The sequence below is a fragment of the Micromonospora humi genome, from assembly GCF_900090105.1.
GTDB lineage: Bacteria > Actinomycetota > Actinomycetes > Mycobacteriales > Micromonosporaceae > Micromonospora > Micromonospora humi.
Genome location: NZ_FMDM01000033.1, coordinates 1 through 13,170 on the forward strand (window position 1 = coordinate 1; position 13,170 = coordinate 13,170).

The 13,170-nt window shown below is 67.4% G+C and carries 15 protein-coding genes; 9 read left to right on the forward strand and 6 right to left on the reverse strand.

Annotation, left to right across the window (positions count from 1 at the left end):
• The first annotated feature begins 126 nt into the window (after positions 1-126).
• Genes GA0070213_RS32620 through GA0070213_RS30880 form a run of 4 tightly spaced genes read left to right on the forward strand, consistent with a single transcriptional unit; the run spans position 127 to position 3,576 of the window.
• Positions 127-711, forward strand: coding sequence for a helix-turn-helix domain-containing protein (locus GA0070213_RS32620; protein WP_091072708.1), 585 nt, complete (start codon positions 127-129; stop codon positions 709-711).
• A complete protein-coding gene (locus tag GA0070213_RS30870) occupies positions 708-1,031 on the forward strand; it encodes a hypothetical protein (protein ID WP_091072711.1) in 324 nt (107 codons plus the stop codon). Before GA0070213_RS32620 ends, GA0070213_RS30870 begins: the two co-directional genes overlap by 4 nt.
• Positions 1,028-1,840, forward strand: a complete 813-nt coding sequence (locus GA0070213_RS30875; RefSeq protein ID WP_091072714.1) for an ABC transporter permease — start codon at positions 1,028-1,030, stop codon at positions 1,838-1,840. Before GA0070213_RS30870 ends, GA0070213_RS30875 begins: the two co-directional genes overlap by 4 nt.
• Positions 1,837-3,576, forward strand: coding sequence for a type IV secretory system conjugative DNA transfer family protein (locus GA0070213_RS30880; protein WP_245716632.1), 1,740 nt, complete (start codon positions 1,837-1,839; stop codon positions 3,574-3,576). The genes GA0070213_RS30875 and GA0070213_RS30880 overlap by 4 nt, the downstream gene beginning before the upstream one ends.
• Positions 3,577-3,614: 38 nt before the next feature.
• Here the strand turns inward: GA0070213_RS30880 and GA0070213_RS30885 are convergent, their stop codons facing one another.
• From GA0070213_RS30885 to GA0070213_RS30895, 3 genes are all read right to left on the reverse strand, one after another.
• Positions 3,615-3,896, reverse strand: coding sequence for a hypothetical protein (locus GA0070213_RS30885; protein WP_091072717.1), 282 nt, complete (start codon positions 3,894-3,896; stop codon positions 3,615-3,617).
• 331 nt (positions 3,897-4,227) lie between these two features.
• On the reverse strand, positions 4,228-5,334 hold the full coding sequence (locus GA0070213_RS30890; protein WP_091072721.1) for a hypothetical protein: 1,107 nt from the start codon (positions 5,332-5,334) through the stop codon (positions 4,228-4,230).
• Positions 5,335-5,480: 146 nt separating this feature from the next.
• Positions 5,481-5,951: a hypothetical protein gene (locus GA0070213_RS30895; RefSeq protein ID WP_091072724.1), complete on the reverse strand. Its 471-nt coding sequence runs from the start codon at positions 5,949-5,951 to the stop codon at positions 5,481-5,483.
• Between the two features lie 206 nt (positions 5,952-6,157).
• Between GA0070213_RS30895 and GA0070213_RS32625 the strand changes: the two genes are divergently transcribed.
• The 5 genes from GA0070213_RS32625 to GA0070213_RS30920 all read left to right on the forward strand — a co-directional run bounded on the left by GA0070213_RS32625 (position 6,158) and on the right by GA0070213_RS30920 (position 8,981).
• Positions 6,158-6,292, forward strand: coding sequence for a hypothetical protein (locus GA0070213_RS32625; protein WP_281182347.1), 135 nt, complete (start codon positions 6,158-6,160; stop codon positions 6,290-6,292).
• Positions 6,293-6,479: 187 nt separating this feature from the next.
• Positions 6,480-6,689 (forward strand): hypothetical protein, encoded by a 210-nt coding sequence (locus tag GA0070213_RS30905; protein ID WP_091072732.1) that lies wholly within the window; start codon positions 6,480-6,482, stop codon positions 6,687-6,689.
• Between the two features lies 1 nt (position 6,690).
• Positions 6,691-7,062, forward strand: a complete 372-nt coding sequence (locus GA0070213_RS30910; protein WP_091072736.1) for a hypothetical protein — start codon at positions 6,691-6,693, stop codon at positions 7,060-7,062.
• 238 nt (positions 7,063-7,300) lie between these two features.
• Entirely contained in the window at positions 7,301-7,732 is a 432-nt protein-coding gene (locus tag GA0070213_RS30915; protein WP_091072740.1) for a hypothetical protein, read from the forward strand.
• A 136-nt stretch (positions 7,733-7,868) separates the two neighbouring features.
• The gene (locus GA0070213_RS30920) at positions 7,869-8,981 is read left to right on the forward strand and encodes a TolC family protein (RefSeq protein ID WP_091072743.1); all 1,113 of its coding nucleotides are present in this window, start codon (positions 7,869-7,871) and stop codon (positions 8,979-8,981) included.
• Between the two features lie 229 nt (positions 8,982-9,210).
• Here the strand turns inward: GA0070213_RS30920 and GA0070213_RS30925 are convergent, their stop codons facing one another.
• The 3 genes from GA0070213_RS30925 to GA0070213_RS30935 all read right to left on the reverse strand — a co-directional run.
• Positions 9,211-10,113 (reverse strand): XamI family restriction endonuclease, encoded by a 903-nt coding sequence (locus GA0070213_RS30925; RefSeq protein WP_091072746.1) that lies wholly within the window; start codon positions 10,111-10,113, stop codon positions 9,211-9,213.
• A 43-nt stretch (positions 10,114-10,156) separates the two neighbouring features.
• On the reverse strand, positions 10,157-11,395 hold the full coding sequence (locus tag GA0070213_RS30930) for a DNA (cytosine-5-)-methyltransferase (RefSeq protein ID WP_091072749.1): 1,239 nt from the start codon (positions 11,393-11,395) through the stop codon (positions 10,157-10,159).
• 268 nt (positions 11,396-11,663) lie between these two features.
• Positions 11,664-13,170, reverse strand: a 1,507-nt coding sequence (locus GA0070213_RS30935) for a recombinase family protein (protein ID WP_217628686.1), incomplete at its 5' end; no start/stop codon positions are given.

The window sequence follows — 13,170 nt, forward strand, 5'->3', positions numbered from 1 at the left end:
CGTAGATGACGGCGACGACTGCGGCGCGCAGCCCTGGCTTGATCTCCCCCATGGCGTGGTAACCTACCACTACCCCTAACGCACGTTCGCGCCGGGGCCTTGACGGACAACGGAGGTCCGCCCGCGATGAGTGTAGCTGTGAAGCAAGCCCTGCTTGCGACCAAGGATCTCGGCAAGAACGAGCGCGCCGTGGCGATCGCCATCGCTGCTCACGCCAACAACGAGGGCAACGCTTGGCCCTCGGTCGCCACCCTCGCCGAGTACGCCGGCTGCTCCGAGCGGACCGTACAGCGGGCCCTCGCCAAGCTGGTGCAGCTCGGCCGCCTGGTGGTCGCCAAGGTCGCCGGCATCGCCACCCGCGTCTACCGGCTGGTGACCGGCCAGGGGGTGACGAACGCTTCCCAGGGGGTGACGAATCAGCCGGCGGGGGTGACGAATCAGCCCGCCGGGGGTGACAGCCAGGGTGACACCCGAAGTGATGAAGACCAAGGGAAGTTGAAGACGGGCGCAAGCGCCCGCGACTGGCGTCGATTCCTTCCCAAGAACAAGAACAACAACCCCGGCACCAACGGCTACCCGTACCCGGAGCGCAAGGGCGCTGCCCTTCCGATGACCGCCGGGGGTGACCGCTGCACCAAGCCGGGACACGTCGGCCAGCCTGCCGGCCGGTGCATCCCCTGCCGCTCTGAGGCACTGGCGGGTGCCCGATGAACGGCACCGCCGCGTACGCGCTCGGCCTGGTCCTCATCGGTGGCCCGGTCTCGATGCTCGCCCCGTTCGCTATCGCTCGCCGGCTGGTTGAGCGGCACGCCGCTCCCGCCTCTGACGTTCCCGCCACCCTCGCCGCAGGAGAAGCAGTGCAGATCATCCAGGCGCGCACGGGTGCCCCGTGCGTCGTGCTCCCTCGCCGTCGCGTCATCATCGTCGACCCCGCTCTCACCCGCGAGGCTGCCGCCCGGCTGATCCGGGCTGCGCTGCCGCAGGCCAGCACCGACGAGATCGCGCTGTGGGTGGGAGGGATCGCCCGATGAGCACCGCTACCGCTACCAGCGCCTACCCGCGTGCCGTCGCCGATCTACTCCCCGCCGTTCGGGACCTGGCCGACAGGATCGGCGAGATCCCCTCGCGCAACCAGATCATGCGCGAGTTCAAGATCGGGGCGCCCAAGGCTCAGGCTGTCCGGCTGGCCCTGGTCGCCGAGCCCATCACCGTGCCGGACGACATCGAGACCGAGTCCGCCTCGGACCCGTGGGAGTACGCCGAGCCTGCCCCGGTTCTCCCGGCGGTGCCGGTCGAGCCCGCCCCGGTTCCGTTGATCCTGCCGGCCGAGAAGGTCGCCCAGGTCATACCGGACGGACACCCGCCCGTCTCGGCCGACCCCGCCCCGGTCAAGGCTGAGGCTGCGCCGGGCCGCCGGCTGTCCGTCTGGCCGGTGGCGCTGATCGCCCTGCCCGCGTTCGTGGCCATCTGGTCCGGGTGGGTCGGGCTCGGCGGACTCACTGGGTTCGGCGTGGTTCACCCGCTGCCCGGGATCGCCGACCGGTTCAGCCTTAACACCGCCATCACCCTGCCGATCGGTGTCGAGGTCTACGCCGCGTACGCCCTACGGGCCTGGCTGTCGGGCCTGGTTCCGCCCCGGGCTCGCCGGTTCGCCAAGTGGTCCGCCATCGGGTCTCTCATCGTTGGCGCCCTCGGCCAGGTGGCCTATCACCTCCTGGTCGCCGCCGGCATCACGTCCGCCCCGTGGTGGATCACCACCCTGGTTGCCTGCCTGCCGGTCGCCGTGCTCGGCATGGCCGCTGCCCTTGCCCACCTGTCGCACGAGGGGGCCGAGCAGTGACTGAGCTTGAGCGGGCTATCCGCCGACTGCGGCGCAAGCACACCGTGCCCCGGGTGGTCTACCGGTACCTGTCCGGCCGTCCTCTCGACGGCCGGGCGGGCTACCCGTACCGCCACCGGGGTCCGGGCCGGCTGGCCGGCTGGCAGCGTCAGGCATACCGCCTCGCTGTGCCGGCTACCGCCGGCCTGGCCCTGGCCTTCCCCGATCCCTCGCTCACTGCGGCCAGCGGCACGGCGGTAGCTGCGATCTGGCGCGGCCGGCAACGGCTGGTGCGTCGCCGATTCCACCGCGAGTACATCGCCCCGACGCTGGCCGCGCTTGCTCCGGCGATGGGTCTACAGACCGGCGTGCGCCTGCACGTTGATCCCTCGTTGGGCAACCTCACGCCCCGACTCGCCAAGCCGCTGAGCCCTGCCGAGAAGGCAGCGCGAGCCTGGTACGGCGAGCACGTCGAGCCGATCATCCGGTGGCTTCCTGAGCGCGCTCAGCGGGCGGCATGGGCGGTACAGCGCAAGGCAGAGCCGGTCACGTCCCGACTGGCCGCGTTCCGCCGGCCGGTCGACGGCGACCAGGGCCCGCGCATCGAGCTGGTCGCCGATACCCCGTACCTGACCAAGGACCAACGGCACCTCGTCTCCTCCATCATCGGCAGCAAGATTCCGGTCTCTGACCTGGTCGAGTCCTGGCACCAGATCGGTCCGCGGGTAACGGCCACCTGGACCGTGCGTAAGCGTCCGCCCGCCCGGGTCGGCGTCGACCAGGTCGCCGAGTATCTGCCCCGGCTGGCTGAGTGGGAGTTCTACATCGGGCAGGGTGCCGGCGATCGGCCGGTGACCCTGTCCCTGCGCGACGACTCCCCGCACATCGCGGTCAGCGCCGGCACGGGCGCCGGTAAGAGCGTGCTTGCCGAGCTGGTCGCCGTGCAGGTGCTCAACCGAGGCGGACGGGTGGTCATCCTCGACCGCAAGGGCTCGCATCGCTGGGCCCTCGGCCTGGCGGGTGTCGATTACTGCACCAAGCCGGCGCAGATGCATGACGCCCTGGTGCGCCTGGCCGCGCTCGCCGACGAGCGGAACACCCTCGCCATGCACGAGGCCGAGGACTGGGACCCCGGTCCCCGGGTGCTGGTCATCTGCGAGGAGTTGAACGCGACCATCGGGCAGCTCGTCAACTTCTGGGCCGAGGCTCGCGGCAAGGGAGACCCGAAGCGCTCGCCCGCCGTGTCGGCTCTGGCCGACCTGCTCTTCATGGGCCGCAGCGCCAAGGTCAACGTGCTGGCCATCGCGCAGATGTTGACCGCTCGGGCGATCGGCGGACCCGAGGCGCGGGAGAACTTCGGCATCCGGTGCCTTGCCCGGTACACGGCGAACAACTGGAAGATGCTCGTGCCCGAGGCAGCCATGCCGCGCGCCTCGCGCACCCTCGGCCGGTGGCAGATCGTCATCGGCGGGCAGGCCACCGAGACGCAGGTTGCCTACCTGACCGCTGCCGAGGCTCGGCAGCTTGCATGTCCCCGGTCCCCGGAGACATCCCAGGTCAACGGCCTATCAAGCCCTGCCGGGGACTTCCTGACGCTGCGGCAAGCCGTAGACGCCGGGGTCCTCCCCTGGTCCTACGAGGCAGCGAAGAAGCGGCTACAGCGCCGGGTCGGCGAGGTACCCGAGGCACGCGGGAAGCAGGGTAATGCGGACCTGTACGCCCGCCGTGATCTCGCCACTTGGAGCGGCAAGCAGTAGCGGACGGGGGCCCGGCTCGGCAGGGCCGGGCTCCCCCGCTACACCGAGTCCCGGACGACAGCCAGGCCGCAGGTGGCGAGCACGCCCAGGGCGACGAGCCCGATGCGGAGCCATGGCACATCCTCGGTCCGCTTGATGCCGATGGACAGAGAGACGCCCACACATCCGGCGACGACCAGACAGATGACGATCGACAGCACCCGGTAGGCGGCACCGTTCTCGGACCACCACGCCCAGGTACCGAACACTGCCGGAACGAACGTCAGCAGGCTGAGAGCGAGCAGCGGAAAGGCGATCCTCCATCGCTTCCATACGCTCATCGTGGTCGACCTTCCTCGGGGTGGTTCGGGTCGGCCGTGCCGTCCGAGTCTGGGAGTGTCAAGTCGTCGCCAGCATTGTGCAGTAGTCGAGCCTGCCGTTCGAACTCAGCTCGCTCCTCCGGTGACATCGCATCGCGACGGGTCATCGCCTCAGCGAACGCAGCGTGCAGTGCTGTTCCGTGCCATGACATCGATGCAGCGGTGCGGAGGTCTGCCTCACCATTGAGGACAGTGTGGGCCAACGAACCGAGAGGATCATTCGGGCCTCTGCTCCGGGCCAACTTGCTGAGGACGGCGCGGGCGAGGGGGTCTCGGGTGATGTCGTCGGTCATCACGACACCAAGGCGGGGTGCTGGTACGGCTTCAGGTCGGGCAGCTTCGCCACCTCCATGCCGGCCTTCACCAGTTCGATAGAACCAGCGATCAGTTTGAAGGTCGCTTCAGCGTTGCCGAAGAACGTCGAGATCTCGTTGTACAGGTCGTATGCCTGCCAGGTGTACCAGGCCGCCACCGAGTACCCGAGGACCGGGCCTACCCCTGTCTCGATGGTGGCGGTGCCAACCGCCGCGCTGGCGTTGACCATGATCAGCACGTCGATCAGCTTGGTGATCAGTCCGGTCACGACGGAGTGGAGCTGCTTGGCCGCTTCGGCTGCTCTGCTGTACAAGTCCGCGTACTGGTCGCAGACAGGCTGTAGCGCGCGAGCCGCCGAGCCGAGAGACAGTTGGTACTCCTGCTCCCCCTCTGCCGCGTTACCGCGCCACACTGCCGGTACGTCCGCAGCACCACTGATCAGGTTCCGACCGAGGTCGTCCATCGCGTTGCCGATGATCCGCCATGCGGCGGCACAGTGAACGTAGGAGTCCCAGTCACCACTGAACGCCTTGCCCCAGGCTTCGAACGGATCTTCACCGAACACCCACACGCTGGTCTGACGCAGCCAGGCTGCCGGGCTGACCAGATCAGCGAGCGGGTTGAGCTGGAACATCTCGACGCCGGTGGCGTAGTTCGGTGGCACCAGCCGGGCCGCCGGCTCGGCCACATCGGCGAAGGGCGAGCGGGGCGCCGCCGGCCACAGGTCGGGCCTGGTAGGGCCGGCAAGCGTGCTGCGCAGAGTGGATGAGTCGCGGGCCCCAGGGTAGGTCTGATCCAACCGTGCTGCCGCCGATGCGTCGGTGGTGGCGTACTCCCGCTGCGCCAGGTTGACCTGAGTAGCTGCCCCCTGAGTCAGTGTCTTGAGCCGTTCCAACCCTTCAGTCATCCGGCGATACGCCGTGCGATGAGGGCCGGCGAGCATGAAGAGAAGACCCTGCTGGTCGAAGACCAGATCACAGTGCCGGGTCATGTAGCCGCGAGCGTCTGCGGCGTCCTCAGACGCCCGATGGAGCACGTTGTACAGACCATCCATCCCGGCAGGGTCTACGTAGAACCCACTCACCAGCCCTCCCCCTGAGCGTCACGTCGGTGGCGTTGACCGCAGCAGCCTACGCAACAGAGGGGATTCGGCGCAGTACCCCAAGTTACCGAGAAGGCGGAAGCCCCGGCATCCCGCGATGGATGGCCGGGGCTCCGGTCGTTCCTGGTTCAGCCTCGCGGGAACCTGCGGCGCGCAGTCGCGAGCTGCGTCTTGATCGTCTGCTTCGGCACCCCGAGGCGGTCCGACAGGACGTTGATCGGGGCCGGGTGTCCCGCAGAGTCCAGCGAGTCGAACAGGGCGAGGAGACCTCGGTAGTAGGCGTCCGGGTCCGTGCGCGGGTTGGCCGGCATCTTGATGAGGGCATCTCGCAGAGCACGCGCGGAGATCCCGGAGAGGTGGGCCGCCTCGGGCTCGCCGACCACCTCGGTCTGCATGTCGGAGATCAGCCTCTCCACCCGGCGGGCTACCCCGGTCGTGTACCCGCGCACCCTCGCCTTCGGGTCAGCGTCCGGTGCCAGCATCACCGATACCGCCGATGGTCCGATGGAGATCGGCCCGTCCTCTCCGATCTCCCACGTCGCGGTGACGGTCCAACCAGCTTCCGTCCTAGTCTTCGTGACCTTCTTCGCTGCGCTCATGCACGGCAGTCTGCCACCTTCAACTCCTGTGTTACAGCCCAGGGTTGTCAGCATCGTGCTTCAGATCACTCAACTCCATGCTGACAACCCTGGGTGACTGCCATAGAGTTGCCTATCAGGGGCCGACCGGCCCTACTGCAACAACCCAAGACGACAGGGAGGCGCGATGCGGACCCCAACCCACGGAGTCACATCACGAGAGGTGCGTGATCAACCTGTCCAACCAACTGCGGGAGGTGGCCCGGCGCATCGCCGAGGCCGCGCCACCCCTGACCCCTGACCAACGTCTCCGCCTGCGTGGACTGCTCACCGCGACCGAGCACCAGGTGGTGACCCGATGACGGGGTACATCGTTGCCGAGTGGACCCGGTCCGAGGGCTACGCCGATACCGGCATCCGTGCTGACACCTACGCCGAGGCCGAGGCTGCGGCTTCCCGTAGGCACAGCATCGAGGGGCCGAAGTCGCGATATCTGCCGATGTCCCTGCGACGGGGCATCGAGCTGGGAGTGGTCTGGGGTAGCGGAAGGTGAGCATCCCCGGAACGTTCAGCCTGTCGGCTCTGGCTGAGGCATACCGGCGAGCAGCCGAGGCGCACGCCTACTACTGCGAGTTGAAGTACAAGGGTGACCCCGAGTCCGTCGAGGAAGCCCGGTACCTGCTGCTCGGTTGGGGTGAGGTCTGGGAGCTGTTCGACGGAGTCGGCCTGCCGATCGAGCAGGACGAGGACGGCGCCTGACGTGACGATCAACTTCAACGGTGACCCCTGGGGCGGGATGAACCAGGCTGCCGAGCGACGACGAGCCAAGGACCCGAGGCATCCCCTGGTCTACCGGATCGGGTTCGCCGCGATCGGCTGGGCCAACAACGTCGGGCACAGCCGGTTCGACGGGTTGACCTTGGCACAGATCCTCGCCGACAAGAGAGGAGACGAGCCGGCCCGGCAGACCATCGCCAAGGCCATCCGCAAGGCCAAGGAGTTAGGGCTGATCGACCCTGACTCCACCGCTCGATGCTTGGTCGTCTCCCGGCGAGTGTTCCAACGGGGCGGCCGAGGGTCGTACACCTGCGACGAACACGGGATCTCTCGGAGCTTGCGAGTCCCGAGGTGAGTCCTGGGGGGACTCGAAGCGAGTCCTGCGGGGACTCGCGGTCCAGCCCCTGACCTGCATAAACGTAACCCTACTCTCTACTCTCTTCCACCCCCGCCTCAACGGGCTCCCTGGCAGCGGCGAAGAGAAGAGGGCCCCGGAGGGGCCCATCTAACCCTGCCCATCAACAGCAAGCAGTAGAGGCCGGCCCGGAGGGCCGGCTACCCCGTCATGCCCAAGGAAGGAACAGACCTCACCCGTGTACACCACCCCTGCCGGCGCTCGCGCTGGCGAGCACAGCGACGAGATCCTGCCGGTACTCCTCGCTGAAGTCATGCGCGCCGGCTACGCCGACACTGCTGACGTTGCCGTCGCCGCACCGAAGCAACCGATCCGTCCGCCGGCGGAACGTCCCGCCATCCGAGTCCGTAGCGCCGAGCGGGTGTGGGTGCAGTCCGGCCGGCTGGTCGGGAAGCTTCTGGTCATCACCTTCCGAGACGACGAACCGCTGACGCTCTCGCCGTGGCCCCTGGTCGACAAGCGAACCGGCAGAGTGCTGCCCCAGCTCATGGGCGCCCTGCCGGGCACCGAGCTGAAGCTACGTGCCGTCGCCCCGTCTCTCCCTCGGCTGTCCGATGACGGGCTCGCCACCGTCGTGCACCGCTGGTCCGTCTCTGCCTCTCTGGCCTGACAACCAGCCCTTGCCTCCCCTGCACCCCGCTCCGCGGTCTACGGCCGGCAGCGGGGCGTACAGGGCGACCAAGAGGCAGCGGCACCGGGTCGCTGTCTCCGCTCCATCCCTCACCAGGAAGTAGGTTCAACCCACCGTGGCTAACGCCAAGAAGAACAACACCCCCGACCCCGTCGCCACCCTCGCCGAGGCTCGGGCTCAGCTCGCCGACGCTCACTCCCTGCTCGCCAAGCGGGAAGACGAATTCGCCCAGGTCGAAGATGCGGGCATCGCTCTCAAGCAGCGGCTTCAGCAGGGCGACGACAGCGTCACCGCTCTCGAACTGGCTACCGGTGACCTCGCCGTCGAACGGGCGAAGCTCCTGATCGGTGCCGCCCGTAAGGCCGTTCAGGCTGCCGAGCGAGCGGCCGACCTCGCTGAGGCGCAGGCTTACCCGACGCTGGCGCAGTGGCTCCACGAGATCGTCAAGGACAACGTCTTCGAGTTCGGTCTCTTCGGCTTCCCGATCTCCGTCGTGCCGCAGCTTCCGGCGGAACCGGCTGTACCGGCCGTGTACCTGTTCCAGAGCGAAGCGACGCGAGCGGACCTCTCGACGGGCATCCTCGCCGGCAGCGTTCACATGTCCGTCGTCGTGCCGGAGGGCGCTCCCTTCGACGGCAACATGGTGCGCAACGCGCTCGCTCGGCTGATCGACCAGAAGGGCATCGCGCGCGTAGAGGCGAACCTCAGCCAGCACAACAACGGTTGCCAGCTTCGGATCAAGCTAAGCGACGTCAAGCCGGAAATCCCGGTCATCTCGCCGGAGGTGCCCAGTAGCAACAAGATCGCCGAGGTGGCCTTCAAGGTCTCCGAGGCGATGGTGATCGGGGGTGGTCAGCGCACGGTTCAAGACCGGTGGGTCGGCAACATGATGACCGGGATGAACGCGGGCGTGGGTGCGATCGTCAACAACATCCACGTCTACGTCCCGTCGCACGAACTGGTCAGCCAGACCCGGGACGGTGACCTGCTCCGGCGCATCGTCCAGGCCGACTTCGAGGTGAGCGGCTACTACGGCCTTGAAGTGTTGGCTGACCGGACCAGCGAGACCGTCGCCAAGCAGGCGGGTGTCTTCGTCTCCGGTGTCGGCCGAGTGGAGAGCGCGAAGGTCACGAGCGTCGAGCTGGTCCCGGGCGACAAGGCCCGGCGGATCAAGGAGGTTGCCAAGGTCAAGGCGACCTTCGTCCTGCTCAGCAGGGCTGCCGCCTAACCACAGCGGATGGGGCAGGGTCTCTCAGAGGCCCTGCCCCATGCTGTAGCTGTAGACAGAAACGCTGATTAGCTGCTGTTTCAGTCGCCCCGCGATGAGCATATCCCCAGCTCAGGCGCCGTTTATGGCCCCCAGATCGACCTTGGAACTGTGGCAGGATCTTGGCTGCTAAGACATGGCGGTGCTCAATCCTCCGACCGAGGGGTCATACCCCCACCCCTAGGCTCGTTCAACCGCGCACGCCGGAGACGAAGTCACGCAGCGGCGTTAGGTCGTGCTCCCAGAACAGGATCACGCCCGCTTCCTGTGCGGTCCGCAGGCAGGACAGGTCGAACACCCCCGCAAGCACGACGCCGGTGAGGAGCTGCACTCCGAAGTGAGACCGCCAAGCCTCGGCCTTGCCAGCAACCTCGCGGTTGACTCGCTTCCAGCCGTTCTTGGGCCCGTTGGAGACCTTGCACTCAAGGGCCAAGAGTCGGCCGTCCGGCAGGCGTGCGGGTACGTCGCACTTCGCCCCGGCGATGTGTCGCTCACGGCTGAACGTGCCGCGCTGCATGTCGTCGAAGAACTGGATGGGAGAGCGGGAAGGGTCAAGGGTTAACCCCGCCTGGCTCAGAGCCTCGCCCGTCGAGGCCTCTTGGCGGGTAGAGGCCTCCCCCCTCCGCTCGGTGGCGAGCTGCTGCGCCGCCCACAGCACCGAGGTCGCCAGGATGGCGGCTTGCCGCTCGCTCTCAGTCGGGTAGCGGCGCTGCTCGACCCACGGGAACCGGACAGGATCGATGACGACGCGAATAGCCTCGGCTGTCTCGTCTGCAAGAGCCACTGGGACCTGTCGGAACTTCGCTCCTACCAGGGTCCACAAGTCTTCCTGGCTGATCGGCGGTCCGCACAGGTATCGGCACACCTGCCAGGCGCTCGGGTCGTCAGTGAAGACCTTCCCAGTCAGGTCGAGCAGGTCGTTGGAAGCGTCGAAGATCTGCTCGACGTGGGGCCTGAGTGTGCTGTACATCCGGCCGAACGATCTTGGCCCTTCCTCCCGACGGTGCGCAGTGAAGAGCTGCTCGGCACGGTCACGAGCAGCCTTCAACTCTTCCATGGTCCAAGTCGGTGGCTGGTGGAACGCGAGGGGCATAGACGCAGTCTGCCGTCGACATCCATCTACCGACGCCCCAGATTCAGCCCGTCGGCGTGTCTACCGCCTTCGCCCGGACCCTCACCCGGAGCACCCCGTTGACGCGATGCTCTGCCTCCGTGTACTTGACCCGCTTCACAAGCTCGGGTGGCCAGGGCGGGGTTACCGGAGGCTCACTGACGGGGCCGGCGCGGAGCGAGGTTATGAGCGCCTCGCCGACGGCTTCAGCCATATCGACCTGGACAGCGTTGCCGATCTGCTGGAAGACGGACGCGCGCGTACCGCTGAACTGCCAGTTACGCGGGAACCCCTGCAGTGCGGCGCACTCTTCCCAAGTGAGCCGGCGCAGATCATCTTCGTCCGGTAGCCGCACCCAGTCCGGGGTACTCGCGGCACGGATGGTCCTCGAAGGCAATCCGAGGTCAGCCAGGAAGCTGTCCTGCCGATAACCCCATTGACCACTGGGCCGGTTGTTCATAACGCGCCCGCCGGTCTTGATGCCCGTTCCCGGGGTCAGCGCTCGGAGCAGTTCGGCTCGCTCCCCCGTGGGTCGAACCACGTCCTTGGGGTCAGGCTTGGGGAGGCTGGCGAGCAGCTCGCCCAGCGTTACCCACGGCTTGCGCCCGTCCTTGCCGGCCTTGTCGTGGGTCGGCTCCGGGAATGCGGGAATCGCATGATCGCTTGTCGCCATCAGCAGGAGCCGTACGCGCCGCTGCGCCGCGCCGTAATCGGCAGCGTTCAGAGTCGCAATCTGGCTCGCATAGCCCATCCCTGCAAGGTCTTCCTGAATGCTCCGGAGCACCTCGCCTGGCGTCTTAGTTGCCCCGACTGCCGTAACCAGCCCTCGCACGTTCTCGAAGAGAACGAAGCGGGGTTGCAGTTCCCCGATCAAGCGGAGCATCTGCTCGATCAATTTCCCTCGGGGGTCGCTCAGCCCCTTCTGATGACCCGCAGAGGACCACGGTTGGCACGGCGGACCACCGGCAAGTAGGTCCGGTCGCCATCCGGCCGGGGAGCGTGCTGGCCGCAGGTCAGCGGCAGAGAGATCCTGTACGTCTGCCTCGATTAGCGTTGTTCCGTCGAGGTGGGCGCCGCTGCGCCGGCCTCGGATCGGTACCTGTGCTGCCTGGCTGCGCCTCAGCGTCTCCATGCTGGGCTTAGACAGGTCTGTCGCAGTTACGACATCCCAGCCAGCTCGCTCAAGCCCGATGTCGAGGCCTCCGGCTCCGCTGAAGAGGCTGACCACGGAGGGCCGCCGTCGAGGCCTCGTCACGCTGACCACCCCTCTTCATCCATTCCAGCCAAGATCAAGCTTCCCGCAAGATCGGAGATGGAAGCTCCTCGGCGTTGAGCTTCGGCCTTCAAGCGCTCTGCCTGCTGCGCTGGTAGGCGAACCAAGATGGCCTCCCGTTCACCTCTCCACTGCGGCCGACGAGGCCGGCGAACTACCTTCGCGCGCATGAAGAGATCTTGTATCACGATCGGCCGACAGCCTGCCAGGCTCGCCGAAGGGCGCGCAACGCACCTTCCTTCGCAGCGAATCGCGCCACTCAGACCAACCCGCCCTCTGCCCATGTCCGCGAGTCGCCGCGCCAGCGGGAGTTGCCGAGCCGGGCAGGGTCGAGCGAGCGCGCACCCCGGTAGGTCTTGCCCACCCGCAGGTCAAGCAAGAGCGACACAACGCCGCGCTGCTGGCCGATGGTTAGCCGCTCCCACCGCTGCTCGACGTCGGGGCCGACCAGGTCCCGAACCAGCGGGGGCACTTCGACATGCTGTGCCCTGCTCTCGGCTTCCTCGATCTCGGCACGCAACTCCCGCTCGATGACTCCGAGGGCGGTAGGCGAGATCTCCCCGCGTGCCGCTGCGACGTACCACTCATCGAGCCGGGCACGCTTCTCCTCCACCTCCCGCCGTGCCCGCTCAGGCGCTCCCGCGTCCTCGGCTGGTGCGAGCAGGTCGAGCGCATCGGGGCGAGCCAGCCGAGCCATGAGCACGGCTACCACGAAGTCCTCAAGCACTGTCGTCTTCACGCTCACGCAGAACCGAGCGGCGCACAGGTAGCCGTAGTGGGTTCGGTTCTTCTGCACCCGCATCCGTGAGCCGCATACGTCGCACACAGCGGCACCGGAGAGCAGGTGGCGCAGGGCTGTGTCTCGCTGCGTCTTCCGTCGCGGGTCCGTCAGGATCGACCGGCACAGCGCGTACGTCTCGTCATCGATGATCGCCGGCCACTCTGCATCGCCCACGATCTTGCCGAGGTGCACGCGCTTCCCGTTGTAACCCGGGTTCCGCAGGGTGCGGCCGATCTGGCTCAGGCTCCATCCGTTCTTTCCACCCCTTGGCGTGGGGATGCCGCGCCGGTTGAAGTCCAGCGCGATCGACCGGCAGGGCTCACCGGCGACAACCCGTCTGGCTGCCTCGCGGACCACCTCGGCCTGCTCTTCGTGGATCACCTGGGCTACGAAGTTGCCCCGGTCGTCGTAGGTCCGCCGGTACCCATAGAGCAGCTTGCCGTGCGGCAGGCCGCTGGCCGCCTTAGCGCGCACCGATCGCAAGATGCGCTCTCGCGTCTTCTCGCTCTCGTACGCAGAGTCGACCCCGTCCTCTGCCAGGGTGCGCCAGTCCCGAGGGTTCTCAAGGTCGTACGTCCGCCGATGGGTGACGACATGGATGCGGACCCGGCGGCGACGACAGAGGTTGAGCAAGCCTGCCCAGCCCTCAAGCTCACGACCACCGCGCGAGGACTCCCAGAGGATCAGCACGTCTACGTGCTCGGCGGCGAGGTAGTCGAGGAGCTTGGCGTACTCTTCCCGCTGCTTGCGGGCGTAACGGCTGGCTGAGCGGTCGTTGTCAACGAACACCCGGGCCACGGTCCAGTCATGGTCGGCTGCGTCTTGCTGGCACTCCTGCTCTTGCTCGCCGACCGACCGACGCTGCCGCTTGTCGTCGTCGCTCACGCGCGCGTAGATGACGGCGACGACTGCGGCGCGCAGCCCTGGCTTGATCTCCCCCATGGCGTGGTAACCTACCACTACCCCTAACGCACGTTCGCGCCGG